Origin of the sequence: Vibrio sp. CJQ_6 (genome assembly GCF_043106745.1) — a bacterium.
Classification (GTDB): Bacteria; Pseudomonadota; Gammaproteobacteria; order Enterobacterales; family Vibrionaceae; genus Vibrio; species Vibrio furnissii.
Map to the genome: position 1 here is coordinate 91172 of NZ_JBICMV010000036.1, position 24592 is coordinate 115763.

Genomic DNA, 24592 nt, shown 5'->3' on the forward strand with positions numbered 1-24592 from the left:
CCTTAGACCCTTAGAAGTAACCTTGACGTTTTTTCAATTCCATCGATCCGGACTGATCGTGGTCGATCGCTCGGCCTTGACGCTCACTCGACGTCGCCACCAGCATCTCTTCGATAATTTCCGGCAGTGTTTTGGCGTTCGATTCAATCGCGCCAGTCAGTGGGTAACAGCCAAGCGTACGGAAACGCACACTCTTGTGTTCAATTTTCTCACCCGGTTGCAGCTTCATGCGGTCGTCATCCACCATGATCAGCATGCCGTCGCGCTCCACCACTGGACGCACATCCGACAGATACAGCGGCACAATCTCAATGCCTTCTAACAAGATGTATTGCCAGATATCCAGTTCCGTCCAATTCGACAGCGGGAACACACGAATGCTTTCACCTTTGTTGATTTGGCCGTTGTAAGTTTTCCACAGCTCCGGACGCTGGTTTTTCGGGTCCCACGTGTGGTGCTTATCGCGGAATGAGTAGACACGCTCTTTGGCGCGCGATTTCTCTTCGTCACGACGCGCGCCACCAAAAGCGGCATCAAAACCGTATTTGTTCAACGCCTGTTTCAGGCCTTGCGTTTTCATGATGTCGGTGTGCTTGGAAGAGCCGTGATCAAACGGGTTGATACCCATCGCCATCCCTTCCGGGTTTTTGTGCACCAGCAGCTCAAAACCATATTTCTTTGCGGTCGCGTCACGGAACGCGATCATGTCGCGGAATTTCCAGTCGGTGTCGACGTGTAACAAGGGGAATGGGATCTTGCCCGGATAAAACGCTTTGCGCGCCAGATGCAGCATGACCGAAGAGTCTTTGCCGATCGAATACATCATGACGGGATTGGCAAATTCCGCAGCCACTTCACGAATGATGTGGATACTTTCTGCCTCAAGCTGTTTTAAATGGGTTAAGCGTTGTTGATCCATTTTGCGTGCTTCCTTTTAGCTGCCTGTTGGCTTGAAAGACCCGCAACCGGGTCTCGCAATTTGAATAATGAGTTATGCGTATTGGTATTGCGCTGACGGGTTGGCGTGGTCACCAAACCAAGCCAATTTGTCGGCCAGCGTGACGACTTCGCCAATGACAATCAGTGACGGCGACTGAGCATGTGCCGCTAACTGAGGTAATTCACTGAGTGCGCCGCGAAATACTTTTTGTGAGGACTGCGTGCCACGTTCAATGATGGCAATCGGCGTGCTGGCATGGCGACCGTGTTCCATCAACTGCTGCGCAATGGTGCTCGATTTCATCAGCCCCATGTAAATCACCAGCGTTTGTTGGCTGCGAGCCAGCGTTGACCAATCCATATCCGCGGCATCGGCTTTCAAATGCCCAGTGACAAACAGCGCCGATTGCGCGTAATCACGGTGAGTCAATGGAATGCCCGCGTAGGCCGTTGCCCCTGCGGCTGCGGTAATGCCCGGCACCACTTGGAACTGAACGCCGGCGTCAAACAGCACTTCCAGCTCTTCACCACCACGACCAAACATGAATGGATCGCCGCCTTTGATGCGCACCACACGGTGGCCTTGCTTGGCAAAATCCACCAGCAACTGGTTGGTTTTTTCCTGCGGCACGCTGTGGTGGCCAGCGCGTTTGCCCACACAAACCAAAATGGTGTCGCTGGGAATCAAGGCCATGATGTCGTCCGAGACCAAATAGTCGTACAGCACCACGTCTGCCTGTTGCAGGTAACTCAGCGCTTTGACGGTCAGCAGTTCCGGATCACCCGGCCCCGAGCCCACCAGCGCCACTTCACCTGGCTGCAATTGACTGCGAGCAATCTTCGACCATGTCGCGTTGTGTGTGCCACTATCCACGGCAACTAAGCGTGGGGCTGCGGTGGTCAGCGTTGACACTGTGTGAGAACCCGCCATGTCTTGTCATCCTTTACCCGATTGATGATTGCATTATGGGCAGTTCCTTTTATTACCGGAAATTCTAAAATTTCATTTTTTATTCGAAAAACTGATATAGGCTTGGCACAGTTGAAGCATTGCGTGGCTACAATTCGAACGGATGGCGTGATGACGAAATGCGCAGCACCTTGGCAAAACGGCCCATGGATTACGCAATAAAGTGCGTAAAATCACACTTCAACTTCAAGTGAAGTCATTGTTTCATCGATATTTGTTACATTTATCGAGTTATAGACTTCCCTTAACCCGATTGGAGCGCACGATGACAGCGGCAATCAAACCTCTCTCTATCGCCATTCTCGGCGGCTTGCTGACGCTAGCTGGCCCGGCGATGGCAGAAACCATCAAACTTCGTATTATCGAAACCACCGACATCCATACCAACCTGATGGATTACGACTACTACAAAGACAAACCGTCGCAGCAAATTGGTCTGGCGCGAGCGGCCAGCCTCGTCAAAGAAGCGCGCAGTGAAGTCACCAACAGTATTCTGGTCGATAACGGCGATTTGATTCAGGGCAGCCCGATGGGCGATTACATGGCAGCCAAAGGCATCAAGCCGGGCGAAGTCCATCCCGCATATAAGGCGATGAATCAGCTCAGCTACGACGTGGGTAATATCGGCAACCACGAATTCAACTACGGTCTGGAATTTCTGCTCGAAACCATCAATGATGCGAATTTCCCGTACATCAATGCCAACGTCTACGACGCGAAATCAGGCGAGCACTTCTTTCAACCCTACCTGATCAAAACGCACACCTTTAAAGACACCGATGGCAAAGCGCATTCCGTCAAAGTGGGCTACATCGGCTTCGTCCCCCCACAAATCATGGTGTGGGACAAAAAGAATCTCGAAGGCAAAGTGACCGCCAAAGACATCAAAGCGACCGCTGAAAAACTGGTGCCAGAAATGCGCGCGCAGGGCGCGGACGTGATTGTGGCGATTCCACACTCGGGCGTCTCTTCCGACCCATACAAACTGGGTGCGGAAAACTCAGTCTATTACCTCACCCAAGTGCCGGGCATTGATGCCATTGCCTTTGGTCACTCACACGCCGTCTTCCCGGGTAAAGAGTTCGCGTCACTGCCGGGCGCCGATATTGAGCAAGGCACCATCAACGGGGTCACCGCCGTGATGCCGGGCCGCTGGGGCAGCCATGTCGGGGTGATGGATTTGACGCTGGAACAAAAAGAGGGCCAATGGGTGGTGACGCACGGCCAGTCTGAAGCGCGCCCGATCTTCGATAAAGCACACAACAAACCGCTGGTAGACGCCGACCAAGGGATCGTGAAAGCCCTCAAAGCGGATCACAAAGGCACCCGCGATTTTGTCAACCAACCGATCGGCAAAGCCAATGATGTGATGTACAGCTACCTCGCGCTGGTGCAGGACGACCCAACGATTCAAATCGTCAACTTGGCGCAGCAGGATTACGTCGAGCGCTTTATTCAGGGCGACCCGAACTTGGATGGCCTGCCGGTACTGTCCGCCGCCGCACCATTTAAAGTGGGCGGGCGCAAAAACGATCCGTCTAACTTTACCGAAGTGGAATCAGGCGAGCTGACATTCCGCAACGCCGCCGACCTCTATTTGTACCCGAACACGCTGGTGACGATGAAAGTCTCCGGCCAGCAAGTCAAAGCATGGCTGGAATGTTCGGCAGGGCAATTCAATCAGATCGACGTCAACACTGAGCAGCCACAATCGCTGATCAACTGGGATGGATTCCGCACCTATAACTTTGATGTGCTTGATGGCGTGAACTACCAAATTGATGTCACGCAGCCGGCGAAATACGATGGCGAGTGTCAGGTGATTCATCCCCATGCACAGCGCATCGTGAACCTCACCTATCAAGGCCAACCGATTCGAGATGATCAAACCTTTTTGATCGCGACCAACAACTACCGCGCTTACAGCAACAAGTTCCCGGGCACCGGGAGTGAGTTCATTGCATTTGATTCTCCGGATGAGAACCGCACCGTGGTGGCCGATTACATTTCTCGCGTCAGCAAGGAGCAAGGGCAAGTGATGCCAAGTGCCGATAACAACTGGTCGTTCGCACCGATTCACAGCACGCACAAACTCGACATTCGCTTTGAAACCTCACCGAGTGACAAAGCGGCGCAGTTTATTGCAGACAAAGGTCAGTACCCGATGCTCAAAGTGGCCACGGATGAGGTCGGCTTTGCCGTCTACCGTATCGATCTACAAAACTAACGCAAGATTGAGTACAGTATCAGCCGCAGCATGTGCTGCGGCTTTTTTATCGGAGCAAACCGGCATGCCATTCGCCGAGACAGACATTCAGCAACAGTTTCATCAGGTGATGACCGAGCACGGTTTTTGCGCCAACGACATCGCGGAACTGCTCGCGGCGGCCACGCCGTTGGAGCTGCCAACACGCCATATTCTGGTCAATCAGGGGGAAACCCCAACGCATTTTTACTTCATCTGTCAGGGTATTTGTCACGCCAGCTACCTGACGCCAGAGGGCAAGGAGTTCAGTAAAGAATTTTACTGGGAACAAGATTGGATCATCGGTTTTGAAAGCTTGATTCACCGCGCACCATCGCCGTATCTGCTTGAAAGTCTGACGCCGGTGACGTTGCTGTGCTTACCGATTGAGTATTTACATCAATGGCGTCAGCGTGTGCATCCGTTGTACATCAAACTGCTGGAAGCGCAGTTGATGCACAAGGAGAATAAAGAACGCTTCATGTTGCTCTATCGCCCAGAGCAGCGTTATCAAGTGATGTGTCAGCAGTTTCCGGAATTGATGCCGCGAGTCAGCGACACCCACATCGCCGCCTATCTGGGGATCACTCCCATCAGCCTCAGCCGAATCAAGGCTCGGCTGAGAAATGAGTGACGGTTATTTGATGTAACGCGCGCGGAACTGACGGCCTTTCATTTTGCCGTTGCTGAGTTTATCCAACGCCACTTTGGCCACGCTCTTTTGCACCGCGACATAGGCGCGCATTTGGAACAGGTTGATCTTGCCGATCTGATCTCCAGTCAAGCTGCCATCGCTGGTCAAAGCGCCCAGAATGTCGCCCGGACGCACTTTCTGTTTCTTACCACCGTCGATCTGAATCGTCACCATGTTTGAACGGTACGGCGCAACCCCTTTCACCGGTTCAGGCAATTCGGCAGGCGAAATCACAATGTCCATGTACTCTTCGATCTGCGCAATGCGGTACATCTCTTTATCGCTAAAGAAACTGATCGCCAGACCTTGACTGCCCGCGCGACCAGTACGGCCAATGCGGTGGACGTGGACTTCCGGATCGCGTGACAGCTCGAAGTTAAATACCGCGTCGAGATTATCCACATCCAGACCACGTGCGGCCACGTCCGTCGCGACCAACACCGAGATACTCTTGTTGGCAAACTGCACCAGCGCCTGATCGCGCTCACGCTGTTCCATGTCACCGTGCAGTTCAATCACACTGAAGCCTTTGTGGTGCAGCTCATCCGCCACACTTTGTACTTCACGTTTGGTGTTGCAGAACACCACCGCAGATTCCGGTTGATGATTCAGCAGCAGGGTTGCCAACGCTTCATCGCGCGCTTCGGTGCCTTCGACTTTGTAGAACTGTTGACGAATGCTCGAAGTTTCATGGGTCGATGCCACTTTGATCATCAGCGCGTCACGCGTCACCGATTGGGCGATCTCTTGGATCGCTTCCGGATAAGTGGCACTGAACAGCAAGGTTTGACGCTGTTTTGGCGCTTCGGCAATGATCGCATCCAGCGCTTCCTGAAACCCCATCTCCAGCATACGGTCCGCTTCATCAAGCACCAAAGTGTTGAGTTCTGACAAGTCGATACGTCCTTTGGACAGGTGATCCAGAATCCGCCCCGGCGTACCCACCAGAATATGCGCACCGTGTTCCAGTGAGCCAATCTGAGGCCCCATCGGCATGCCGCCGCACAACGTCAGCACTTTGATGTTGTGAATCGCGCGGCCCAGAGTGCGAATGTCGGTCGCCACTTGATCCGCCAGTTCACGCGTCGGACACAACACCAAAGATTGCACGCGAAAACGCTTCACGTGGAGGTTTTGCAACACACCCAGACCAAACGCTGCGGTTTTGCCTGAGCCGGTTTTCCCCTGACCAATCACATCCTGACCGTTGAGGATTGCTGGCAGAGATTGCGCCTGAATTGGCGTCATATGAGTAAACCCCATGGTGTCGAGGTTTGAGAGCAGTTCTGGCTTGAGGTTCAAAGCAGCAAAAGATGTTGGGTTCAAGGGTGTGTCCTTAGGTCAGACGAAAAAACGAGCGGCTATTATCGTTATTTTAATCGTCAGCACCAGTGAATATTGATTTAAATTTTTTGCGGTCGACGCTTAACTTTTGTTAATGCCGATACAAGAATGCGCTGCTAGAGTAACACGCAAACCATCCTAAGGAGTGACGCATGGTAACCTGGCAATGCCTTTCTTTTTCTGAACTCAGCAACCACCAACTGTACGAGCTGCTCAAACTGCGGGTTGACGTGTTCGTCGTCGAGCAAACCTGTCCTTATCCGGAACTCGACAACAAAGACATCGTCGACGGTGTCAAACATCTGCTTGGCTATCGAGACGGGCAGTTGATCGCGTGTTCGCGCTTGCTGCCCCCCGGCATCAGTTATTCCAGTGTCAGCATCGGCCGTGTTGCAACCTCCCCCACCGCCCGCGGAGATGGCCTTGGCCATCAACTGATTCGTGAAGCACTTCAGCAGTGCCAAAGCTTGTGGCCCAAGCAAGCGATTGAAATCGGCGCGCAAGCGCACCTGTCAGAATTTTATGCCCGTCATGGCTTTGTTCGAAGCTCTGCCCCCTATCTCGAAGATGGCATCGCGCACGTGGACATGAAGCGCGACGCATGACCTCGCAAACGCTCGCGCTGTGGTTATTGATTTTCGGCAATCTGGCCGCGTCACTCTCGGATGTCGCGGTCAAGCTGCTTGACGGGGAAGTGTCGCCTTTTCAGTACATGTTTCTGCGTCAGTTGATTTCATTCGCCGTGATCCTGCCGTTGTGGTGGCGACAACCTCGCGCGCAGCGAGCGCTGCATCATCCTGGCATCACGGTATTGCGGGCGCATCTGGTCTTAATCGGCAGTGGCTGTATGTTGGTCGCGATTACCTATTTGCCGCTCGCCACCGCCAATGCGGTATTTTACGCGGCGCCATTGTTGATGCTGCCGCTGTCGATTGTCTTGCTTAAGGAAACACCGGGACTCGGCAAAGTGGTGGCGACGACGTTGGGATTTGTAGGCGTGTTGGTGGTTTTACGTCCCTCGCAGTTTCACTGGGCGGCGCTGTTTGCACTCGGCACTGCGATGACCTTAGCACTGTTTAATATTTTGGCGCGGAAGATTCCCGCGAAGCAGACGGTGGTCACGACCCTGATGTGGACTTGCCTCTTTTCGCTGCCGCTGTCTGCGGCGCTTGCGCTGTGGCAATGGCATGCCATGACTTGGGAACAGATGGGTTGGGTGGCCAGTAGCGCGCTGCTGATCTTGACCTACAACGGTTTGGCCGTGGCTGCCTACCGGCGTGCACCCGCTAGTCAGATTGCATTGGCGGAGTATTCCGGCTTGATTTTCGTTGCATTGATGGGCATGGGGTGGTTCAACGAAATCCCCGATCGCCTCACTTGGCTGGGCATCGCGTTGATCGTTCTGCCACTGCTGCCCGTTAGAATTCTCAAACGGACAGCCGTCGCTGGCCATTATTTACTGCGGCCGAAACCACCGTCGGATAAACGGAAAAACATCACCGATTGATTGTTTTTCTCAAGTTGCAGAATATCCAATTTGCCGTCGCTGGCGAGTTTAAAACGAATCAGTTGTCCTTGCTGAATCTGACTCAGCGGCTTATCACTGCCTTCAATTTTGACCAAATCGTTCAGATCCGCCATCGGCAGTTGGTTATTGCGAAACACTTGCGATAGCGTATCGCCCTGTTGCACGATGTATTCATGCCACACTGTCGACTTCAGTTGGCTCTGCTCTGCCGATTGTTGTTCACTCAAACCACGCGTGTTGATGTTCACTTCCACTCGTTGACCGGAGGCTGGCGTTTGTGGCGCTTGCTCCGAACGCTGAGGCAGTGGCATCACCATCAAGATCAAAACGACCGGCACCAGCACCATCAAGGCACGCTGATGTAATCTCGGTAAACGTTGCCAGAACTGCGTCGCTTTGTGCTGATATTCACGCCAATCGAATTGCACATCGATAGCTGCCCACTTGCTTTGAATCAGTGCGAGATAATCCGTCTGCTGCTTTTTCTTATGTCGACGATTCATGTTAATCCGTCCCTAAAATCCTTGCCACAGTATAAAAACTCATGTGCCGAGAGTATAGAGGCAGCCCCCTAATCTGCTAAAGGTTGACATAATCCTGAAGAATTTCCTCTGGGATTCTGCGCGAAGTCACACCTTACGCCCATATTGCAGCGATTTCCTGTCGAACGTTTCATCCCTATCCTGAACCTGTTATCCTGTGGCCTTTATTGATACGACAAAGAGTGACTTTTATGTCTGACGTAAAATTTGACACCGTAGAACAGAAAGCAAGCTACGGTATCGGTCTGCAAATGGGCCAACAACTGGCAGGTAGCGGTCTGGAAGGCCTGAGTGTTGACGCGATTGCAGCGGGCATTGCCACTGCACTGGTTGGCGACATGCCAGCAATCGAAATCGACGAAATCAACCAAGCGCTGCAAGCACTGCACATGCGCGCGGAAGAAGCACGCCAAGAAGCAGCAAAAGCAGCTGCGTCTGAAGGTGATGCATTCCTGAAAGACAACGCTTTGCGTTCAGAAGTAACCGTTCTGGAATCAGGTCTACAGTACGAAGTGATCACACAAGGTACTGGCGAAATCCCAACTGCAGATAAAGCAGTTCGTGTTCACTACCACGGTGAACTGGTTGACGGCACAGTATTCGACAGCTCTGTATCGCGCGGTCAACCTGCTGAATTCCCAGTGACTGGCGTCATCAAAGGTTGGGTTGAAGCCCTGCAACTGATGCCTGTGGGTTCTAAATGGAAACTGTACATTCCACACGACCTAGCATACGGCGAGCGTGGCGCAGGTGCCGCGATCCCTCCATTTGCTGCTCTGGTATTTGAAGTAGAACTGCTAGACATTCTGTAAGCAGAACAATTTAGCAAAGAATTAACATCAAGCGGCGCTCAGCGCCGCTTTTTTTATCTAAAATTAAAGCTCAGCCCACATTTAGGAATTTCATTCATCATGAAACAGTCGCTCGTATGGACACTGATGCTCGGTACGCTGATCAGCGCGCCATCTTATGCTTTTCTCAACTTCGGTAGCAGCAATGATGATCTGGCCAGCATGGTCAGCAACACGCTCAATCAAGCAGAGAGTAACTCGTCACTAATTTCTCAAGTCACCAGTCAACTGCCCGTCTCAGGACAACAAGCCACAGGCGGCGTTGGCGCGTTATTGTCTCTGGCTCAAAACCAATTATCCGAGAGCAACAGCGAAGAACTCACCAAACTCATTCCGGGGATGGATCAGTTGACCAGCCTCAACCTGTCAGGCAGCTCGGGCAGCACCGACATTTTATCGAACCTTCAAAATATGGAATCGGTGAATAAAGTGTTTGAACAATTGGGATTGGATTCAGGTATGGTGTCGCAGTTTGCGCCGGTGCTACTGCAATACTTGACCGGCCAAGGAGCCAGTGATGGCTTGCTCAGCTCACTGAGCAGTTTGTGGGGCGCGTAACGCTCACGCAGCGCATCGGGTACATCACGATAGCGCAGATACAAAAAAGCCGAGCAAATGCTCGGCTTTTTTAATCACGAACTGATTACTCAGCAGCAGCTTCAACAGCAGCTTCTGGGCGATCAACAAGCTCAATGTAAGCCATTGGAGCTTTATCGCCTGCACGGAAACCACACTTCAGAATACGAGTGTAGCCGCCTTGACGTGCAGCGAAACGTGGACCTAGTTCGTTAAACAGTTTAGCAACGACTTCGTTGTCACGAGTGCGTGCAAATGCTAGACGACGGTTAGCAACACTGTCAGTCTTAGCTAGTGTAATCAAAGGCTCAACTACGCGACGTAGCTCTTTAGCTTTTGGCAAAGTAGTCTTGATAACTTCATGACGTACTAGAGAGCTAGCCATGTTGCTGAACATCGCTTTGCGATGACTGCTGTTGCGGTTGAGTTGACGACCACTCTTACGATGGCGCATGACCAAATCCTTCTAACTAGTATCGATTAATCTTCAGCGATGGACGCTGGCGGCCAGTTTTCTAGGCGCATGCCCAGAGAAAGACCACGTGATGCAAGCACGTCTTTAATCTCTGTAAGAGATTTCTTACCAAGGTTAGGCGTTTTAAGTAGCTCAACCTCAGTGCGCTGTACTAGATCACCGATGTAGTGAATCGCTTCTGCTTTCAGACAGTTAGCAGAGCGAACTGTTAGTTCAAGATCGTCTACAGGACGCAGTAGGATCGGATCGAATTCAGGCTTCTCTTCTTTCTCCTCAGGAACTCGTACATCACGTAGATCTACGAATGCATCCAGTTGTTCAGCAAGAATAGTTGCTGCACGACGGATTGCTTCCTCAGGTTCTAGAGTACCGTTAGTTTCCATATCGATAACGAGTTTGTCCAGGTCAGTACGTTGTTCAACACGTGCTGCATCAACAGAGTAGGCAATTTTGTCTACTGGGCTGAAAGTCGCGTCGACAAGCAGACGACCAATTGGACGCTCGTCTTCTTCGGTATGGATACGCGCAGAAGCTGGAACATAACCACGACCACGTTCAACTTTGATACGCATAGCGATCTCAGCGTTGTCATCAGTTAGGTGACAAATAACGTGTTCAGGGTTTACGATCTCTACATCACCATCATGGGTGATGTCACCTGCAACCACAGGGCCCGAGCCTGATTTGTTTAGCGTAATGAACACTTCATCTTTGCCTTCGGCAACGCGAACAGCCAGACCCTTCAGGTTCAGGAGAATCTCAAGGATATCTTCCTGAACACCTTCTTTGGTGCTGTACTCATGAAGTACGCCTTCAATCTCTACTTCTGTTACGGCACAACCCGGCATAGAAGATAGAAGAATACGGCGAAGTGCATTACCCAGAGTATGGCCGAAACCACGCTCTAATGGCTCAAGAGTTACTTTTGCGTGTGTCGTGCTGATTTGTTCGATATCAACAAGACGTGGCTTAAGAAATTCTGTTACAGAACCCTGCATTGTGTCCTCTCTTTAGTTTAAACCTTACTTAGAGTAAAGCTCGACGATCAATTGTTCGTTGATGTCAGCTGATAGATCTGAACGTTCAGGCAAACGCTTGAAAGTACCTTCCATCGAGCTAGCATCTACTTCAATCCAAGTTGGTTTTTCGCGTTGTTCTGCAACTTCTAGAGCTGCTTTAATGCGAGATTGCTTTTTAGCTTTCTCACGGATTGCAACAACGTCGTTAGCCGCAACATTGAAAGAAGGAACGTTTACAACTTTACCGTTTACTAGGATAGCTTTGTGGCTAACTAGCTGACGTGCTTCTGCGCGAGTTGCGCCAAAGCCCATGCGGTAAACTACGTTATCTAGACGACCTTCAAGAAGCTGAAGTAGGTTCTCACCAGTGTTACCTTTAAGGCGAGCTGCTTCTTTGTAGTAGTTACGGAATTGTTTTTCTAGAACGCCGTAGATACGACGAACTTTTTGCTTCTCACGAAGCTGAACGCCATACTCAGATAGACGACCGCGACGAGCGCCGTGTACACCTGGTGCGTTATCGATTTTACACTTGGTATCAATCGCACGAACGCCTGACTTAAGGAACAAGTCAGTACCTTCGCGGCGGCTAAGCTTCAGCTTAGGACCCAAATATCTTGCCATGATCTTTCTCCAATGTTCCCAGAAACGTTAAACGCGACGTTTCTTAGGTGGACGACAACCGTTATGAGGGATTGGTGTCGCATCAACGATGTTAGTGATACGGAAACCAGCGGCGTTCAGTGCGCGAACAGTAGATTCACGACCTGGACCAGGACCCTTAACCATAACTTCCAGGTTCTTCAGGCCATATTCTTTAGCCATTTCAGCACAACGCTCAGCAGCAACCTGTGCAGCGAACGGAGTTGACTTACGAGAACCACGGAAACCAGAACCACCTGCTGTAGCCCAAGCTAGAGCATTACCTTGACGGTCAGTAATGGTAACGATTGTGTTGTTGAAAGATGCGTGGATATGCGCTACGCCATCAGCAACTTGCTTGCGTACACGCTTACGAGCGCGTGTTGGTTGTTTAGCCATTGTACTCTACCCTTCCCGATTATTTCTTGATCGGCTTACGCGGACCCTTACGGGTGCGAGCATTGGTTTTAGTACGCTGTCCACGTAGTGGTAGACTGCGACGATGACGAAGACCACGGTAGCAACCAAGGTCCATAAGACGCTTGATATTCATGGAAACTTCACGACGTAGATCACCTTCTACAGTGTATTTAGCTACACCATCACGCAGTTGATTGATCTGATCTTCAGTTAGTTCACTGATCTTAACATGCTCAGCAATACCCACCTCAGCTAGAATAGCTTGAGAGCGAGTTTTACCGATGCCGTAGATCGCAGTCAGTGCGATTACAGCATGTTTCTGATCAGGAATGTTAATGCCAGCTATACGGGCCACTATTCACTCCTAGTACTTTCTATAAAAGAATTAGCCGCAGCAAAGCCCGTAGAGGATACGCTGCGGGATACTACTTCTTTTGCACGCAAAAGGTAGGCCGAGGAATATACTCGACCAACCTTTACTTTTCAAGTAAAAATTTCTGCTTATTAGCCTTGGCGCTGCTTGTGCTTTGGCTCACTGCAAATCACGCGAACGACACCGTTACGCTTGATAACTTTACAGTTACGGCAGATTTTTTTAACGGAAGCACGAACTTTCATTGCTAAACTCCGTAAATCTACTCTGAATGAGCGACCGATTAACGGCCGTAACCCTTCAGATTTGCCTTTTTCAACACAGACTCATATTGATTTGACATCATATGTGTCTGTACCTGTGCCATAAAGTCCATGATTACGACGACTACAATCAGTAGTGATGTACCGCCGAAGTAGAAACGTACGTTCCAAGCGACCATCATGAACTCAGGGATCAGACAGATGAAAGTAATGTATAGCGCACCAGCAAGGGTTAAGCGAGTCATTACTTTATCAATATATTTAGCTGTCTGTTCACCTGGGCGGATACCGGGTACGAATGCACCTGACTTCTTCAAGTTATCTGCTGTTTCACGTGGGTTAAACACCAACGCTGTATAGAAGAAACAGAAGAAAATAATCGCTGCTGCATAAAGCATTACATACAGCGGCTGGCCTGGGCTGAGAGCCAAAGACACATCAGTTAGCCAACCGAATGTGCTGCTCTCACCGTTCTGACCGAACCACTGAGCCAGTGTTCCTGGGAACAGGATAATGCTTGATGCAAAAATCGCAGGGATAACACCCGCCATGTTGATTTTCAACGGCAGGTGCGTGCTCTGCGCTGCAAATACTTTACGACCTTGTTGACGCTTCGCGTAGTTAACGACGATTCGACGCTGACCACGTTCCATGAACACAACGAAGTAAATAACAGCAAACGCAACCACTGCGATTAACAGTAGAAGAAGTACATGCAGTTCACCTTGACGCGCTTGCTCGATTGTTTGTCCGATTGCTTTTGGCAATCCAGCAACAATACCTGCAAAAATTAGCAATGAAATACCATTACCAATTCCTCGCTCTGTAATTTGTTCACCTAACCACATTAGGAACATGGTGCCGGTTACTAAACTCACGGTCGCAATTAGCGTAAACATGGTTTGGTTGATAACAACCAGATTGTCGACCATGTTTGGTAGGCCAGTTGCAATACCTATAGCTTGGAAAGTTGCAAGTACAAGCGTGCCGTAGCGCGTATATTGGCTGATCTTACGACGGCCTGCTTCACCCTCTTTTTTGAGTTCCGCTAACGCTGGATGAACTACAGTCAACAACTGAACAACAATCGACGCCGAAATATACGGCATGATGCCCAGTGCGAATATAGATGCACGCGAAAGTGCACCACCAGAGAACATGTTAAACATTTCAATGATGGTGCCTTTTTGCTGTTCGAACAAATCGGCAAGTACAGCAGCGTCAATACCAGGAATCGGCACAAAAGAGCCTGCTCGGAATACTAAAAGCGCACCCACTACGAATAACAAGCGCGACTTCAGTTCACTTAAGCCGCTCTGAGCACTACGAAAATCTTGTCCTGGTTTCTTAGCCATCTGTACCTCAATCCTCGAGATTATTCCTCGATTTTACCGCCTGCAGCTTCGATTGCAGCTTTAGCGCCTTTAGTCACGCGCAGACCTTTTACAGTCACTGCTTTGGTGATCTCGCCAGAAAGAACAACTTTAACAAACTCGATGTTCTTAGTAACGACGTTAGCCGCTTTCAGGCTGTTCAGATCAACTACGTCACCAGTTACTTTCGCTAGCTCAGCTAGACGAACTTCAGCAGACACTAGGCTCTTACGAGAAGTGAAACCGAATTTAGGTAGACGTTGTTTCAGAGGCATTTGACCGCCTTCAAAACCTGGACGAACTTTACCGCCAGAACGAGACTTTTGACCTTTGTGACCACGGCCACCAGTTTTACCAAGGCCAGAACCGATACCACGGCCCAAACGCTTCTTAGAAGGCTTAGAACCCGCAGCCGGTGCTAGAGTATTCAAAAACATTCTGATTACTCCTCAACTTTAACCATGTAGTAAACCTTGTTGATCATGCCGCGCACGCACGGAGTATCTTCAAGTTCTACTGTGTGGTTGATTTTACGAAGGCCTAGACCGCGCAAAGTAGCTTTGTGCTTAGGCAGGCGACCAATTGAGCTTTTAGTTTGAGTTACTTTAATAGTTGCCATGGTGTTCTTACTCCGAAATAGATTCAACAGTCAGACCACGTTTAGCAGCAACCATTTCAGGTGACTTAACGCTTGCTAGTGCATCGATCGTTGCACGAACGATGTTGATAGGGTTCGTAGAACCGTATGCTTTAGACAGAACGTTGTGTACACCAGCAACTTCAAGTACTGCACGCATCGCACCACCTGCGATTACACCAGTACCTTCTGCAGCAGGCTGCATGTAAACTTTAGAGCCCGAATGGCGACCTTTCACCGGGTGGTGAAGAGTACCTTCGTTCAGAGCGATCGTAGTCATGTTACGACGCGCTTTTTCCATTGCTTTTTGGATCGCTGCAGGTACTTCACGAGCTTTGCCGTAACCGAAACCTACACGACCGTTACCGTCACCAACTACAGTCAGTGCAGTAAAGCTCATGATTCGACCACCTTTAACCGTTTTAGAAACACGGTTAACGGCGATTAGCTTTTCTTGCAAATCATTCGCTTGAACTTGTTGTTCTTTAGCCATCTTTCCAACCCTACCTTAGAATTTCAGACCAGCTTCGCGAGCAGAGTCTGCTAGCGCCGCCACTCGACCGTGGTATTGGAAACCAGAACGATCGAATGCAACTACTGTTACGCCTTTTTCAAGCGCACGTTCAGCAACTGCTTTACCAACTGCTTTCGCTGCATCGATGTTACCAGAATATTTCACTTGCTCACGGATCGCTTTTTCTACAGTAGAAGCTGCTGCGATAACTTCAGAGCCATTAGCTGCAATCACTTGAGCGTACACGTGACGAGGAGTACGGTGTACTACTAGGCGAGTTGCACCCAGTTCTGCAATCTTACGACGTGCACGTGTAGCACGACGGATGCGAGATGCTTTCTTATCCATAGTGTTACCTTACTTCTTCTTAGCTTCTTTAGTACGCACATTTTCATCTGCGTAACGAATACCTTTACCTTTGTATGGTTCAGGCGCGCGGTAAGAACGAATGTCAGCCGCTACTTGACCGATGACTTGTTTATCACAACCAGTCAGAACGATCTCAGTTTGGCTTGGACATTCGGCTTTAACACCCGCTGGCAACTCGTGCTCAACTGGGTGAGAGAAGCCTAGGGTTAGACCTACAGCGTTGCCTTTGATAGCAGCACGGTAACCAACACCTTTAAGAACTAGCTTCTTAGTAAAGCCTTCAGTAACACCAACAACCATGTTGTTTACAAGAGCGCGAGCAGTACCTGCTTGAGCCCATGCATTTTCAACACCGTCGCGAGGGCCGAAAGTTAGCTTGTTTTCTTCTTGTGCGATCACTACGCCATTGTGAACAACGCGAGTCAGTTCACCTTTAGCGCCTTTTACAGTGATCTCTTGGCCGTTTAGTTTCACCTCTACGCCAGCTGGAATAGCGACAGGTGCCTTAGCAACACGAGACATTTTCTACTCCTATTACGCTACGTAAGCGATGATTTCACCACCAAGACCTGCTTTGCGAGCAGCACGGTCTGACATCAGACCTTTGGAAGTGGAAACGACAGCAACACCAAGACCGCCCATCACTGATGGCAGCTCGTCTTTCTTCTTGTAAACACGAAGACCTGGACGAGAAACGCGTTTGATTTGCTCGATTACTGGTTTTGCTTGGAAATACTTAAGAGTAATTTCCAGCTCAGGTTTTGCTTCGCTGTCAACAGCGAAGTCAACGATGTAACCTTCAGCTTTAAGTAGTGCAGCAATTGCAACTTTAAGCTTTGAAGAAGGCATTTTAACAGCAACTTTGTTTGCTGCCTGACCGTTACGAATACGGGTCAGCATATCCGAAATCGGATCTTGCATGCTCATAAACTTTACTCCAAATGATTAAGTGGCAATTACCAGCTAGCCTTACGAAGTCCAGGAATCTCGCCTTTCATGCAAGCTTCACGAACTTTGATACGGCTCAGACCGAACTTACGTAGGTAACCGTGTGGACGACCAGTTTGGTTACAACGGTTGCGCTGACGAGATGCACTTGAATCACGTGGAAGAGATTGCAGTGTCAGAACTGCGTTCCAACGATCTTCTTCGGATGCGTTTACATCGCTGATGGTAGCTTTAAGCGCAGCACGCTTTTCAGCGAACTTAGCTACTAGCTTTGCACGTTTTTCTTCACGTGCTTTCATTGATTGTTTAGCCATAACAGTAACCCTTCACCTTACTTACGGAATGGGAAGTTAAAGGCAGCCAGCAGAGCACGGCCTTCCTCATCGTTTGCAGCAGTAGTCGTGATAGTAATATCAAGACCGCGCACACGATCGACTTTATCGTAGTCGATTTCCGGGAAGATGATTTGCTCGCGAACGCCCATGCTGTAGTTACCGCGACCGTCAAAAGACTTAGCGCTAACACCACGGAAGTCACGTACACGTGGAAGAGCGATCGAAATCAGACGCTCCAGAAAATCCCACATGCGTTCGCCACGCAAGGTTACTTTACAACCAATTGGGTAGCCTTCACGAATTTTGAAACCTGCAACAGATTTACGAGCTTTAGTCACCAATGGTTTTTGACCAGAGATGATAGCCATATCAGCTGCTGCGTTTTCTAGTAGTTTCTTATCGTTGATTGCTTCACCAACGCCCATGTTGAGGGTGATTTTCTCAATTCTAGGGACTTGCATGACGCTTGTGTAACTGAACTGTTTGGTCAGTTCAGCGACTACAGACGACTTGTAGTAATCATGCAGTTTCGCCATAGTAGAACTCCAAATTACTTCTAATTAGTTAGAAACGGTTTCGCCGTTAGACTTGAAGAAACGAACTTTCTTGCCGTCTTCGATACGGAAACCGATACGGTCCGCTTTACCAGTAGCTGCGTTGAAAATTGCAACGTTAGAAACATCGATCGCTGCTTCTTGCTCTACGATACCGCCTTGGATACCTAGTGCAGGAACAGGTTTCTGGTGTTTCTTAACAAGGTTGATACCTTCAACGATAACTTTACCAGTTGCGAGAACCTTAGTTACTTTACCTTTCTTGCCTTTATCTTTACCAGCAAGAACGATTACTTCGTCATTACGACGGATTTTAGCTGCCATTGTATTGCCGCTCCTTACAGAACTTCTGGAGCCAGTGAGACAATCTTCATGAATTTCGCGTTGCGAAGTTCACGAGTCACTGGACCAAAGATACGTGTACCGATAGGTTGCTCAGTGTTGTTGTTCAACAACACACAAGCATTACGGTCGAAGCGAATGACAGAACCGTCTGGACGACGTACGCCTTTACGGGTGCGAACTACCACCGCCTTCAGTACATCACCTTTTTTAACTTTACCGCGAGGAATTGCTTCTTTAACGGTAACTTTGATGATGTCGCCAACGTGGGCGTAACGACGGTGAGAGCCACCCAGAACCTTAATACACATTACGCTGCGAGCGCCTGAGTTATCAGCTGCGTCCAGCATACTTTGCATTTGGATCATGTTAGTGCTCCGCTAAATATTTAAATTAACTAGACCCATCTCGGGTCGGGCTGCCTCTTTAAAGGGACGCGAATTGTATCACCCTTTTTCGAGATTGGGTAGTCAAAAAACAAGCGGCCCCAAAAATAATTGGGGCCGCTTTTTCGTAGGTTTAAGCTAAATTAGATTTTCGCTTTTTCTACTACTTTCACCAATGTCCAAGTCTTAGTCTTGGACAGTGGACGACATTCTGAAATTTCAACTGTGTCGCCAATGCCACACTCGTTGTTTTCGTCATGTGCGTGTACTTTAGTCGTGCGCTTAACGAATTTACCGTAGATAGGGTGCTTTACGAAACGCTCGATAGCAACAGTGATAGACTTATCCATCTTGTCGCTAACAACACGACCTTGTTGGGTACGAATATTGTCGCTCATTATGCGCCCGCCTTCTCAGTCAAAACAGTTTTTACACGTGCGATATCACGGCGTACAGCTTTCAGAGTATGAGTTTGCTGTAGTTGACCAGTTGCAGCTTGCATACGCAAGTTGAACTGCTCTTTAAGCAGATTCAGTAGCTCTGCATTCAGCTCTTCAACGCTTTTTTCGCGTAGATCTAGTGCTTTCATCACATCACCTGTTTAGTTACAAATGTAGTCTTGAATGGCAGTTTACGTGCCGCAAGACGGAACGCTTCACGAGCCAGTTCTTCAGGTACACCATCAACTTCGTACATAACCTTACCAGGTTGGATTTGGGCTACCCAGTACTCAACGTTACCTTTACCCTTACCTTGACGAACTTCTAGTGGTTTTTCTGTGATTGGTTTGTCTGGGAACACACGGATCCAGATTTTACCTTGACGCTTAATGTGACGCGTCATAGCACGACGTGCCGCTTCGATTTGACGAGCAGTTAGACGACCACGGCCAACAGCTTTCAAACCAAAAGAACCGAAGCTTACTTCTGTACCTTTAGCCAGACCACGGTTACGACCTGTATGAACCTTACGGAACTTAGTACGTTTAGGTTGTAGCATCTGTCGACTCCTTACTTACGGCCTTTACGCGGCTTCTTGTTAGGCTTATCAGCCTTTGGCTCTACTGCGTTAGCAGCTGGCATACCGCCCAGAATCTCACCTTTGAAGATCCAAACTTTAACGCCGATTACACCGTATGTGGTGTGAGCCGAAGAAGTTGCGTAATCAATGTCTGCACGTAGAGTGTGTAGAGGCACACGGCCTTCACGGTACCACTCAGAACGTGCGATTTCAGCGCCGCCTAGACGACCGCTTACTTCCACTTTGATACCTTTAGCGCCTAGACGCATGGCATTTTGTACCGCGCGCTTCATAGCACGACGGAACATCACGCGACGCTCTAGTTGAGACGCGATGCTATCAGCCACTAGTTGGCCGTCTAGCTCAGGCTTGCGTACTTCAGCGATGTTAATTTGCGCTGGTACACCTGCGATTTTCGCTACAGCTGTGCGTAGCTTCTCAACGTCTTCACCTTTCTTACCGATAACAACGCCTGGACGAGCAGTGTGAATAGTCACACGGATGCTCTTCGCTGGACGCTCGATAACGATGCGTGAAAGAGACGCTTTTGACAGTTCTTTAGTTAGGAACTGACGTACCTTGAAGTCGCCGTCTAGGTTGTCAGCGAAATCTTTGGTGTTAGCAAACCATGTAGCATTCCAAGGCTTAACGATGCCTAGACGAATACCATTTGGATGTACTTTTTGACCCATTGCTTACTCTCCTAGTCTCTTAGCGATCTGCGACAACCACAGTGATGTGGCTTGAACGCTTCAAGATACGATCCGCACGACCTTTGGCACGAGGCATAATACGCTTCATGACAGGGCCCTCATCTACGAAGATTTTAGCGACACGTAGGTCGTCGATATCAGCACCTTCGTTGTGCTCCGCGTTTGCGATAGCTGACTCAAGAACTTTCTTGATCAGATCAGCAGCTTTTTTGTTGCTGAACGTCAGAACTTCTAGAGCTTGGTCTACTGATTTACCACGAATTAGATCTGCAACTAAGCGAGCTTTCTGAGGCGAAATGCGAGCAAAGTTATGTTTAGCTAATGCTTCCATTATTTACTCCTTAACGCTTCTTAGCTTTCTTATCCGCAGCGTGACCGCGGTAAGTACGAGTTGGTGCAAATTCACCCAGTTTGTGACCGATCATCTCGTCAGTTACAAAAACTGGAACGTGTTGACGACCATTATGGACAGCGATGGTCAAACCGATCATTGTTGGAATGATCATTGAACGACGGGACCAAGTCTTAATAGGCTTTTTGTCTCCGCTTTCCACCGCTTTCTCTACCTTCTTCAGCAAGTGTAGGTCAATAAATGGACCCTTCTTGAGAGAACGTGGCATGGCGATTCCTCTTTAAATAGATTACTTGTTACGACGACGTACGATGTACTTGTCAGTGCGTTTGTTCTTACGGGTTTTGAAGCCTTTAGTAGGCATACCCCAAGGAGAAACAGGGTGACGACCACCAGAAGTACGGCCTTCACCACCACCGTGTGGGTGGTCAACCGGGTTCATTACCACACCGCGAACGGTTGGACGAACACCGCGCCAGCGGCTTGCACCTGCTTTACCCAGTTCACGTAGCATGTGTTCAGCGTTGCCTACTTCACCGATTGTTGCACGGCCTTCAGACAATACTTTACGCATCTCACCAGAACGTAGGCGGATAGTTACATATGAACCGTCGCGAGCAACGATTTGAGCATATGCACCCGCAGAACGAGCTAGCTGTGCACCTTTACCAGGAGTCAGTTCAACACAGTGAACAGTAGAACCCACTGGGATATTGCGCATTGGTAGAGTGTTACCCGCTTTGATCGGTGCATCAACACCAGATTGGATAACGTCACCAGCTTGCATACCTTTTGGTGCAATGATGTAACGACGCTCACCGTCTGCGTACAGAACTAGAGCAATGTTTGCGCTACGGTTTGGATCGTATTCTAGACGCTCAACTTTCGCTGGAACGCCGTCTTTAGTGCGTTTAAAGTCGATTACACGGTAGTGTTGTTTGTGACCACCACCGATGTGACGTACAGTGATACGACCGTTGTTGTTACGACCGCCATTCTTAGAGTTTTTCTCTAGAAGTGGTGCGTAAGGCTTACCTTTGTGTAGGTCAGCGTTAACAACTTTAACTACGTGACGACGACCAGCCGAAGTCGGCTTACATTTAACAATAGCCATTTTTCAACTACTCCTGTTATTCCGCGCCGCCAACAAAGTCAAGATCTTGACCTTCTTTCAAAGTTACGTACGCTTTCTTCACGTCTGAACGACGGCCTTGGCGTAGACCTTGACGCTTGGTCTTACCCTTAATGATAAGAGTATTTACAGACTTAACTTCAACTTCAAATAGCTTTTCTACAGCTGCTTTGATCTCTTTCTTAGTTGCATCTTGTGCTACTTTGAAAACGATAGTGTTCGCTTTCTCTGCAGCCATAGTTGCTTTTTCAGAGATGTGCGGTGCACGTAGAACTTTTAGTAGACGCTCTTCACGGATCATGCCAGCATCTCCTCAACTTGCTTAACTGCAGCAGCAGTCATAAGAACCTTGTCAAATGCGATTAGGCTTACTGGGTCGATACCAGAAACGTCACGCACGTCAACTTTGTACAGGTTACGAGCAGCTAAGAATAGATTCTCGTCTACTTCGCCAGTAACGATTAGTACATCGTTAAGCTCAAGTTCTTTAAGCTTAGCTACTAGCTCTTTAGTTTTTGGTGCTTCAACTGAGAATTCTTCAACAACGATTAGACGCTCTTGACGAACTAGCTCAGACAGAATGCTCTTCATAGCACCGCGGTACATTTTCTTGTTTACTTTTTGGCTGTGATCTTGTGGTTTCGCAGCAAAAGTAACACCACCTGTACGCCAGATTGGGCTACGAATTGTACCAGCACGTGCACGGCCAGTACCTTTTTGACGCCATGGCTTAGCGCCACCGCCAGAAACTTCTGAACGTGTCTTTTGAGCACGAGTACCTTGACGAGCACCTGCTGCGTACGCAACAACTACTTGGTGTACAAGAGCTTCGTTGAACTCACGTCCGAAAGTAGTTTCGGAAACAGTTAGTGCGTTAGCACCTTTAACCATCAATTCCATTACTTACTCCTAGACGTTATGCTTTAACAGCTGGTTTAACGATCACGTTACCGCCAGTTGCGCCAGGGACTGCACCTTTAATCAGAAGCAGATTGCGCTCAGCGTCAACACGTACGATCTCTAGGTTTTGAGTCGTTACACGCTCAGCACCCATGTGACCTGCCATCTTCTTGCCTTTAAACACGCGGCCTGGAGTCTGACATTGACCGATAGAACCAGGAGCACGGTGAGACAATGAGTTACCGTGAGTCATATCTTGAGTACGGAAGTTCCAACGCTTAACAGCGCCTTGGAAACCTTTACCCTTCGATGTACCAGTAACGTCTACTTTCTTAGTTTCGTTGAACAGTTCAACAGTCAGTTCTGAACCAACTTCAAACTCTTCACCGTTTTCCAAACGGAATTCCCAAAGACCGCGACCAGCTTCAACGCCGGCTTTAGCAAAGTGACCTGCTTCAGCTTTGTTTACACGGTTAGCTTTCTTAGAACCAGCAGTTACCTGGATTGCAGCGTAGCCGTCAGTTTCAAGAGTTTTCACTTGAGAAACGCGGTTTGCTTCAACTTCAACAACAGTTACTGGAATAGAAACGCCGTCTTCAGTAAATACGCGGGTCATGCCCACTTTACGACCGATTAGACCAATCATTCTTCTAATCTCCCTTAACCTAGGCTAATTTGTACGTCAACGCCCGCAGCAAGGTCTAGACGCATCAGAGCATCAACAGTTTTGTCTGTTGGCTCAACGATGTCGATTAGACGTTTGTGAGTACGGATTTCGTACTGGTCACGAGCATCTTTGTTAACGTGTGGAGAGATAAGAACTGTGAAACGCTCTTTACGAGTTGGCAGTGGGATTGGACCACGAACCTGTGCGCCAGTGCGCTTAGCTGTTTCAACGATTTCCGCGGTAGAAGCGTCGATCAGTTTGTAATCGAATGCTTTTAGGCGGATACGGATACGTTGGTTCTGCATGAGACAGAGCTCCAATATTAAAAAATTACACAAACAATATCGCCACTCAAACTCGTCGAGACGAGAGAATGCCGATTGATTTATGTGAAACCGTAGCATCCAAGATTAGGACGCATTGTCAGCTAATAGGTGATTAACCTGAACTATCATAACGATAGTGAAAGCTAAATTTTTATTAACTGCGAACATAAGCTGAGTTTACATTACCTAACGAATCAAGAGATTCATCAGCTCCTCGCTGCTCATTGGTTCACAACTGGCTTAACCAGTGCGCTGCATTATACAGATCACATGTTTTCATGCAAGTAGTGTTTGAAAAATAATCGCCTCTCGAATTAAGCGGCTGATTGTTGGTTGAACGCGGGCAATAAAAAACGCAGGCAAATTGCCTGCGTTTTGGATTCATACGTAGAATGGCTTATGCTAATGAACGCTGACGCACCGCTTCAAACAAACAGATGCCGGTGGCGACCGAAACGTTGAGGCTCGAGACGCTACCCGCCATTGGGATCTTGATCAGGTCATCACAGGTTTCACGCGTGAGGCGGCGCATGCCATCCCCTTCCGCTCCCATGACAATCGCCAAAGGCCCAGTCAGTTTGCTTTGGTAAATATCGTGTGTCGCTTCACCCGCCGTACCGACAAACCAGATGCCCTTTTCTTGCAGCGCACGCATGGTGCGAGCCAGATTGGTCACGCGAACCAGTGGCACGGTTTCGGCCGCGCCACACGCAACTTTGCTGACCGTGGCCGTCATTGGCGCAGATTTGTCTTTCGGCACGATGACCGCCGCCACGCCCGCAGCGTCTGCATTACGCAAACATGCACCGAGGTTATGAGGGTCAGTCACACCGTCCAGCACCAACAGCAAAGGCTGAGGATGCTGAGCCAGGATGTCATCCAGGTCGTTTTCATTCAGTTGTTTCGCCGGTTTCACTTTGGCAATCACGCCTTGGTGATTGGCCCCTTGCGCTTTGTCATCCAGCGCTTTGCGGTGCATTTCCTGAATCGAAATCCCCAAACGTGCCAGTTCATTCAGAACCGGCAACAGTCGGTCATCCTGACGACCTTTCAGTACATAGGCTTCCACAAAACGAGCGGGATCGCGCTCAAGAACTGCGTTCACCGCGTGGATGCCATAAATAAATTCGTTACTCATTGTTT

At 49.1% G+C, this 24592-nt stretch carries 39 protein-coding genes; 6 read left to right on the forward strand and 33 right to left on the reverse strand.

The genetic code is table 11. The annotated features are described in order from the left end of the window. Positions 1–10 precede the first annotated feature (10 nt). Both cysD and cobA read right to left on the reverse strand, forming a co-directional pair. Complete coding sequence (gene cysD, locus ACF8PK_RS20705; RefSeq protein ID WP_038152619.1) at positions 11–919, reverse strand: sulfate adenylyltransferase subunit CysD; 909 nt, start codon at positions 917–919, stop codon at positions 11–13. A 72-nt stretch (positions 920–991) separates the two neighbouring features. Beyond that, the gene (gene cobA, locus ACF8PK_RS20710; protein ID WP_154180448.1) at positions 992–1870 is read right to left on the reverse strand and encodes a uroporphyrinogen-III C-methyltransferase; all 879 of its coding nucleotides are present in this window, start codon (positions 1868–1870) and stop codon (positions 992–994) included. Positions 1871–2174: 304 nt separating this feature from the next. Here cobA and cpdB point away from each other — a divergent pair, with 304 nt between their 5' ends. Both cpdB and ACF8PK_RS20720 read left to right on the forward strand, forming a co-directional pair. Further along, a complete protein-coding gene (gene cpdB, locus ACF8PK_RS20715) occupies positions 2175–4136 on the forward strand; it encodes a 2',3'-cyclic-nucleotide 2'-phosphodiesterase (RefSeq protein ID WP_004728626.1) in 1962 nt (653 codons plus the stop codon). 85 nt (positions 4137–4221) lie between these two features. Next, the gene (locus ACF8PK_RS20720; RefSeq protein ID WP_392443522.1) at positions 4222–4788 is read left to right on the forward strand and encodes a Crp/Fnr family transcriptional regulator; all 567 of its coding nucleotides are present in this window, start codon (positions 4222–4224) and stop codon (positions 4786–4788) included. A 3-nt stretch (positions 4789–4791) separates the two neighbouring features. On the opposite strand, the gene dbpA is transcribed toward ACF8PK_RS20720, so the two are convergent. Continuing rightward, positions 4792–6174, reverse strand: coding sequence for an ATP-dependent RNA helicase DbpA (dbpA, locus tag ACF8PK_RS20725; RefSeq protein WP_014204363.1), 1383 nt, complete (start codon positions 6172–6174; stop codon positions 4792–4794). 170 nt (positions 6175–6344) lie between these two features. Between dbpA and ACF8PK_RS20730 the strand changes: the two genes are divergently transcribed. Together ACF8PK_RS20730 and ACF8PK_RS20735 are read left to right on the forward strand one after the other, a co-directional pair. Then, on the forward strand, positions 6345–6797 hold the full coding sequence (locus ACF8PK_RS20730; RefSeq protein ID WP_392443399.1) for a GNAT family N-acetyltransferase: 453 nt from the start codon (positions 6345–6347) through the stop codon (positions 6795–6797). Continuing rightward, complete coding sequence (locus tag ACF8PK_RS20735) at positions 6794–7699, forward strand: DMT family transporter (protein ID WP_081454510.1); 906 nt, start codon at positions 6794–6796, stop codon at positions 7697–7699. The genes ACF8PK_RS20730 and ACF8PK_RS20735 overlap by 4 nt, the downstream gene beginning before the upstream one ends. Here the strand turns inward: ACF8PK_RS20735 and ACF8PK_RS20740 are convergent. Further along, on the reverse strand, positions 7645–8223 hold the full coding sequence (locus tag ACF8PK_RS20740; protein WP_143680287.1) for a LysM-like peptidoglycan-binding domain-containing protein: 579 nt from the start codon (positions 8221–8223) through the stop codon (positions 7645–7647). The genes ACF8PK_RS20735 and ACF8PK_RS20740 overlap by 55 nt on opposite strands. 230 nt (positions 8224–8453) lie before the next feature. Here ACF8PK_RS20740 and ACF8PK_RS20745 point away from each other — a divergent pair, with 230 nt between their 5' ends. Next, positions 8454–9074 carry an FKBP-type peptidyl-prolyl cis-trans isomerase gene (locus tag ACF8PK_RS20745; protein ID WP_004728621.1) on the forward strand — a complete coding sequence of 207 codons (621 nt, stop codon included), beginning with the start codon at positions 8454–8456 and terminating at the stop codon, positions 9072–9074. Positions 9075–9173: 99 nt separating this feature from the next. Beyond that, positions 9174–9671 (forward strand): DUF2780 domain-containing protein, encoded by a 498-nt coding sequence (locus tag ACF8PK_RS20750; RefSeq protein WP_158141376.1) that lies wholly within the window; start codon positions 9174–9176, stop codon positions 9669–9671. A gap of 85 nt (positions 9672–9756) precedes the next feature. On the opposite strand, the gene rplQ is transcribed toward ACF8PK_RS20750, so the two are convergent. From rplQ to rlmB, 29 genes are all read right to left on the reverse strand, one after another. Beyond that, on the reverse strand, positions 9757–10143 hold the full coding sequence (gene rplQ, locus ACF8PK_RS20755; RefSeq protein WP_001216360.1) for a 50S ribosomal protein L17: 387 nt from the start codon (positions 10141–10143) through the stop codon (positions 9757–9759). 26 nt (positions 10144–10169) lie between these two features. Next, positions 10170–11162: a DNA-directed RNA polymerase subunit alpha gene (locus ACF8PK_RS20760; RefSeq protein WP_004728619.1), complete on the reverse strand. Its 993-nt coding sequence runs from the start codon at positions 11160–11162 to the stop codon at positions 10170–10172. A 24-nt stretch (positions 11163–11186) separates the two neighbouring features. Further along, positions 11187–11807, reverse strand: a complete 621-nt coding sequence (gene rpsD, locus ACF8PK_RS20765; protein WP_014204361.1) for a 30S ribosomal protein S4 — start codon at positions 11805–11807, stop codon at positions 11187–11189. Between the two features lie 27 nt (positions 11808–11834). After that, on the reverse strand, positions 11835–12224 hold the full coding sequence (gene rpsK / locus ACF8PK_RS20770) for a 30S ribosomal protein S11 (RefSeq protein ID WP_001118870.1): 390 nt from the start codon (positions 12222–12224) through the stop codon (positions 11835–11837). A 19-nt stretch (positions 12225–12243) separates the two neighbouring features. Beyond that, positions 12244–12600 (reverse strand): 30S ribosomal protein S13, encoded by a 357-nt coding sequence (gene rpsM, locus ACF8PK_RS20775; RefSeq protein ID WP_004728617.1) that lies wholly within the window; start codon positions 12598–12600, stop codon positions 12244–12246. A gap of 149 nt (positions 12601–12749) precedes the next feature. Further along, positions 12750–12863, reverse strand: a complete 114-nt coding sequence (gene rpmJ, locus ACF8PK_RS20780) for a 50S ribosomal protein L36 (protein ID WP_000868186.1) — start codon at positions 12861–12863, stop codon at positions 12750–12752. A 38-nt stretch (positions 12864–12901) separates the two neighbouring features. Further along, the gene (secY, locus tag ACF8PK_RS20785; protein WP_004728616.1) at positions 12902–14236 is read right to left on the reverse strand and encodes a preprotein translocase subunit SecY; all 1335 of its coding nucleotides are present in this window, start codon (positions 14234–14236) and stop codon (positions 12902–12904) included. Between the two features lie 20 nt (positions 14237–14256). Beyond that, positions 14257–14691, reverse strand: a complete 435-nt coding sequence (rplO, locus tag ACF8PK_RS20790) for a 50S ribosomal protein L15 (RefSeq protein ID WP_004728615.1) — start codon at positions 14689–14691, stop codon at positions 14257–14259. A 5-nt stretch (positions 14692–14696) separates the two neighbouring features. Continuing rightward, positions 14697–14873, reverse strand: coding sequence for a 50S ribosomal protein L30 (gene rpmD, locus ACF8PK_RS20795; RefSeq protein ID WP_000201159.1), 177 nt, complete (start codon positions 14871–14873; stop codon positions 14697–14699). A 7-nt stretch (positions 14874–14880) separates the two neighbouring features. Continuing rightward, positions 14881–15384 (reverse strand): 30S ribosomal protein S5, encoded by a 504-nt coding sequence (gene rpsE / locus ACF8PK_RS20800; RefSeq protein WP_004728614.1) that lies wholly within the window; start codon positions 15382–15384, stop codon positions 14881–14883. Positions 15385–15399: 15 nt separating this feature from the next. Beyond that, on the reverse strand, positions 15400–15753 hold the full coding sequence (gene rplR / locus ACF8PK_RS20805; protein WP_004728613.1) for a 50S ribosomal protein L18: 354 nt from the start codon (positions 15751–15753) through the stop codon (positions 15400–15402). A 9-nt stretch (positions 15754–15762) separates the two neighbouring features. Beyond that, a complete protein-coding gene (rplF, locus tag ACF8PK_RS20810) occupies positions 15763–16296 on the reverse strand; it encodes a 50S ribosomal protein L6 (RefSeq protein ID WP_004728612.1) in 534 nt (177 codons plus the stop codon). 12 nt (positions 16297–16308) lie between these two features. After that, positions 16309–16701 carry a 30S ribosomal protein S8 gene (gene rpsH / locus ACF8PK_RS20815; RefSeq protein WP_004728611.1) on the reverse strand — a complete coding sequence of 131 codons (393 nt, stop codon included), beginning with the start codon at positions 16699–16701 and terminating at the stop codon, positions 16309–16311. A gap of 29 nt (positions 16702–16730) precedes the next feature. Further along, positions 16731–17036: a 30S ribosomal protein S14 gene (gene rpsN, locus ACF8PK_RS20820; protein WP_004728610.1), complete on the reverse strand. Its 306-nt coding sequence runs from the start codon at positions 17034–17036 to the stop codon at positions 16731–16733. A 17-nt stretch (positions 17037–17053) separates the two neighbouring features. Continuing rightward, the gene (gene rplE / locus ACF8PK_RS20825; protein ID WP_004728609.1) at positions 17054–17593 is read right to left on the reverse strand and encodes a 50S ribosomal protein L5; all 540 of its coding nucleotides are present in this window, start codon (positions 17591–17593) and stop codon (positions 17054–17056) included. Positions 17594–17617: 24 nt separating this feature from the next. Continuing rightward, positions 17618–17935, reverse strand: a complete 318-nt coding sequence (rplX, locus tag ACF8PK_RS20830) for a 50S ribosomal protein L24 (RefSeq protein WP_004728608.1) — start codon at positions 17933–17935, stop codon at positions 17618–17620. Positions 17936–17949: 14 nt separating this feature from the next. Further along, a complete protein-coding gene (rplN, locus tag ACF8PK_RS20835) occupies positions 17950–18321 on the reverse strand; it encodes a 50S ribosomal protein L14 (RefSeq protein WP_004394532.1) in 372 nt (123 codons plus the stop codon). A gap of 161 nt (positions 18322–18482) precedes the next feature. Further along, positions 18483–18737 (reverse strand): 30S ribosomal protein S17, encoded by a 255-nt coding sequence (gene rpsQ, locus ACF8PK_RS20840; RefSeq protein WP_004728607.1) that lies wholly within the window; start codon positions 18735–18737, stop codon positions 18483–18485. Then, positions 18737–18928, reverse strand: a complete 192-nt coding sequence (gene rpmC, locus ACF8PK_RS20845) for a 50S ribosomal protein L29 (RefSeq protein ID WP_004728606.1) — start codon at positions 18926–18928, stop codon at positions 18737–18739. The genes rpsQ and rpmC overlap by 1 nt, the downstream gene beginning before the upstream one ends. Further along, the gene (gene rplP, locus ACF8PK_RS20850) at positions 18928–19338 is read right to left on the reverse strand and encodes a 50S ribosomal protein L16 (protein ID WP_004728605.1); all 411 of its coding nucleotides are present in this window, start codon (positions 19336–19338) and stop codon (positions 18928–18930) included. Before rplP ends, rpmC begins: the two co-directional genes overlap by 1 nt. A gap of 11 nt (positions 19339–19349) precedes the next feature. Beyond that, a complete protein-coding gene (gene rpsC / locus ACF8PK_RS20855) occupies positions 19350–20051 on the reverse strand; it encodes a 30S ribosomal protein S3 (RefSeq protein ID WP_004728604.1) in 702 nt (233 codons plus the stop codon). A 19-nt stretch (positions 20052–20070) separates the two neighbouring features. After that, on the reverse strand, positions 20071–20403 hold the full coding sequence (gene rplV / locus ACF8PK_RS20860; protein ID WP_004728603.1) for a 50S ribosomal protein L22: 333 nt from the start codon (positions 20401–20403) through the stop codon (positions 20071–20073). Positions 20404–20413: 10 nt separating this feature from the next. Continuing rightward, entirely contained in the window at positions 20414–20692 is a 279-nt protein-coding gene (gene rpsS, locus ACF8PK_RS20865) for a 30S ribosomal protein S19 (protein WP_004394525.1), read from the reverse strand. Between the two features lie 21 nt (positions 20693–20713). After that, on the reverse strand, positions 20714–21538 hold the full coding sequence (rplB, locus tag ACF8PK_RS20870; RefSeq protein ID WP_004728601.1) for a 50S ribosomal protein L2: 825 nt from the start codon (positions 21536–21538) through the stop codon (positions 20714–20716). 16 nt (positions 21539–21554) lie between these two features. After that, positions 21555–21857, reverse strand: coding sequence for a 50S ribosomal protein L23 (gene rplW / locus ACF8PK_RS20875; protein WP_004728600.1), 303 nt, complete (start codon positions 21855–21857; stop codon positions 21555–21557). After that, the gene (rplD, locus tag ACF8PK_RS20880) at positions 21854–22456 is read right to left on the reverse strand and encodes a 50S ribosomal protein L4 (RefSeq protein WP_004728599.1); all 603 of its coding nucleotides are present in this window, start codon (positions 22454–22456) and stop codon (positions 21854–21856) included. The genes rplW and rplD overlap by 4 nt, the downstream gene beginning before the upstream one ends. A 16-nt stretch (positions 22457–22472) precedes the next feature. Next, positions 22473–23102, reverse strand: coding sequence for a 50S ribosomal protein L3 (gene rplC / locus ACF8PK_RS20885; protein ID WP_004728598.1), 630 nt, complete (start codon positions 23100–23102; stop codon positions 22473–22475). Positions 23103–23116: 14 nt separating this feature from the next. Further along, a complete protein-coding gene (gene rpsJ, locus ACF8PK_RS20890) occupies positions 23117–23428 on the reverse strand; it encodes a 30S ribosomal protein S10 (RefSeq protein ID WP_001181007.1) in 312 nt (103 codons plus the stop codon). A 418-nt stretch (positions 23429–23846) separates the two neighbouring features. Then, positions 23847–24587, reverse strand: coding sequence for a 23S rRNA (guanosine(2251)-2'-O)-methyltransferase RlmB (gene rlmB, locus ACF8PK_RS20895; RefSeq protein WP_055465822.1), 741 nt, complete (start codon positions 24585–24587; stop codon positions 23847–23849). Positions 24588–24592 lie beyond the last annotated feature (5 nt).

What these genes read in the sequence shown, in the direction of transcription:
- cysD (WP_038152619.1), bottom strand. Translation starts at nt 919, where the DNA reads ATGGATCAACAACGCTTAACCCATTTAAAACAGCTTGAGGCAGAAAGT.
- cobA (WP_154180448.1), bottom strand. Translation starts at nt 1,870, where the DNA reads ATGGCGGGTTCTCACACAGTGTCAACGCTGACCACCGCAGCCCCACGC.
- cpdB (WP_004728626.1), top strand. Translation starts at nt 2,175, where the DNA reads ATGACAGCGGCAATCAAACCTCTCTCTATCGCCATTCTCGGCGGCTTG.
- ACF8PK_RS20730 (WP_392443399.1), top strand. Translation starts at nt 6,345, where the DNA reads ATGGTAACCTGGCAATGCCTTTCTTTTTCTGAACTCAGCAACCACCAA.
- ACF8PK_RS20735 (WP_081454510.1), top strand. Translation starts at nt 6,794, where the DNA reads ATGACCTCGCAAACGCTCGCGCTGTGGTTATTGATTTTCGGCAATCTG.
- ACF8PK_RS20740 (WP_143680287.1), bottom strand. Translation starts at nt 8,223, where the DNA reads ATGAATCGTCGACATAAGAAAAAGCAGCAGACGGATTATCTCGCACTG.
- ACF8PK_RS20745 (WP_004728621.1), top strand. Translation starts at nt 8,454, where the DNA reads ATGTCTGACGTAAAATTTGACACCGTAGAACAGAAAGCAAGCTACGGT.
- ACF8PK_RS20750 (WP_158141376.1), top strand. Translation starts at nt 9,174, where the DNA reads ATGAAACAGTCGCTCGTATGGACACTGATGCTCGGTACGCTGATCAGC.
- rplQ (WP_001216360.1), bottom strand. Translation starts at nt 10,143, where the DNA reads ATGCGCCATCGTAAGAGTGGTCGTCAACTCAACCGCAACAGCAGTCAT.
- ACF8PK_RS20760 (WP_004728619.1), bottom strand. Translation starts at nt 11,162, where the DNA reads ATGCAGGGTTCTGTAACAGAATTTCTTAAGCCACGTCTTGTTGATATC.
- rpsD (WP_014204361.1), bottom strand. Translation starts at nt 11,807, where the DNA reads ATGGCAAGATATTTGGGTCCTAAGCTGAAGCTTAGCCGCCGCGAAGGT.
- rpsK (WP_001118870.1), bottom strand. Translation starts at nt 12,224, where the DNA reads ATGGCTAAACAACCAACACGCGCTCGTAAGCGTGTACGCAAGCAAGTT.
- rpmJ (WP_000868186.1), bottom strand. Translation starts at nt 12,863, where the DNA reads ATGAAAGTTCGTGCTTCCGTTAAAAAAATCTGCCGTAACTGTAAAGTT.
- secY (WP_004728616.1), bottom strand. Translation starts at nt 14,236, where the DNA reads ATGGCTAAGAAACCAGGACAAGATTTTCGTAGTGCTCAGAGCGGCTTA.
- rplO (WP_004728615.1), bottom strand. Translation starts at nt 14,691, where the DNA reads ATGTTTTTGAATACTCTAGCACCGGCTGCGGGTTCTAAGCCTTCTAAG.
- rpmD (WP_000201159.1), bottom strand. Translation starts at nt 14,873, where the DNA reads ATGGCAACTATTAAAGTAACTCAAACTAAAAGCTCAATTGGTCGCCTG.
- rpsE (WP_004728614.1), bottom strand. Translation starts at nt 15,384, where the DNA reads ATGGCTAAAGAACAACAAGTTCAAGCGAATGATTTGCAAGAAAAGCTA.
- rplR (WP_004728613.1), bottom strand. Translation starts at nt 15,753, where the DNA reads ATGGATAAGAAAGCATCTCGCATCCGTCGTGCTACACGTGCACGTCGT.
- rplF (WP_004728612.1), bottom strand. Translation starts at nt 16,296, where the DNA reads ATGTCTCGTGTTGCTAAGGCACCTGTCGCTATTCCAGCTGGCGTAGAG.
- rpsH (WP_004728611.1), bottom strand. Translation starts at nt 16,701, where the DNA reads ATGAGCATGCAAGATCCGATTTCGGATATGCTGACCCGTATTCGTAAC.
- rpsN (WP_004728610.1), bottom strand. Translation starts at nt 17,036, where the DNA reads ATGGCTAAACAATCAATGAAAGCACGTGAAGAAAAACGTGCAAAGCTA.
- rplE (WP_004728609.1), bottom strand. Translation starts at nt 17,593, where the DNA reads ATGGCGAAACTGCATGATTACTACAAGTCGTCTGTAGTCGCTGAACTG.
- rplX (WP_004728608.1), bottom strand. Translation starts at nt 17,935, where the DNA reads ATGGCAGCTAAAATCCGTCGTAATGACGAAGTAATCGTTCTTGCTGGT.
- rplN (WP_004394532.1), bottom strand. Translation starts at nt 18,321, where the DNA reads ATGATCCAAATGCAAAGTATGCTGGACGCAGCTGATAACTCAGGCGCT.
- rpsQ (WP_004728607.1), bottom strand. Translation starts at nt 18,737, where the DNA reads ATGAGCGACAATATTCGTACCCAACAAGGTCGTGTTGTTAGCGACAAG.
- rpmC (WP_004728606.1), bottom strand. Translation starts at nt 18,928, where the DNA reads ATGAAAGCACTAGATCTACGCGAAAAAAGCGTTGAAGAGCTGAATGCA.
- rplP (WP_004728605.1), bottom strand. Translation starts at nt 19,338, where the DNA reads ATGCTACAACCTAAACGTACTAAGTTCCGTAAGGTTCATACAGGTCGT.
- rpsC (WP_004728604.1), bottom strand. Translation starts at nt 20,051, where the DNA reads ATGGGTCAAAAAGTACATCCAAATGGTATTCGTCTAGGCATCGTTAAG.
- rplV (WP_004728603.1), bottom strand. Translation starts at nt 20,403, where the DNA reads ATGGAAGCATTAGCTAAACATAACTTTGCTCGCATTTCGCCTCAGAAA.
- rpsS (WP_004394525.1), bottom strand. Translation starts at nt 20,692, where the DNA reads ATGCCACGTTCTCTCAAGAAGGGTCCATTTATTGACCTACACTTGCTG.
- rplB (WP_004728601.1), bottom strand. Translation starts at nt 21,538, where the DNA reads ATGGCTATTGTTAAATGTAAGCCGACTTCGGCTGGTCGTCGTCACGTA.
- rplW (WP_004728600.1), bottom strand. Translation starts at nt 21,857, where the DNA reads ATGATCCGTGAAGAGCGTCTACTAAAAGTTCTACGTGCACCGCACATC.
- rplD (WP_004728599.1), bottom strand. Translation starts at nt 22,456, where the DNA reads ATGGAATTGATGGTTAAAGGTGCTAACGCACTAACTGTTTCCGAAACT.
- rplC (WP_004728598.1), bottom strand. Translation starts at nt 23,102, where the DNA reads ATGATTGGTCTAATCGGTCGTAAAGTGGGCATGACCCGCGTATTTACT.
- rpsJ (WP_001181007.1), bottom strand. Translation starts at nt 23,428, where the DNA reads ATGCAGAACCAACGTATCCGTATCCGCCTAAAAGCATTCGATTACAAA.
- rlmB (WP_055465822.1), bottom strand. Translation starts at nt 24,587, where the DNA reads ATGAGTAACGAATTTATTTATGGCATCCACGCGGTGAACGCAGTTCTT.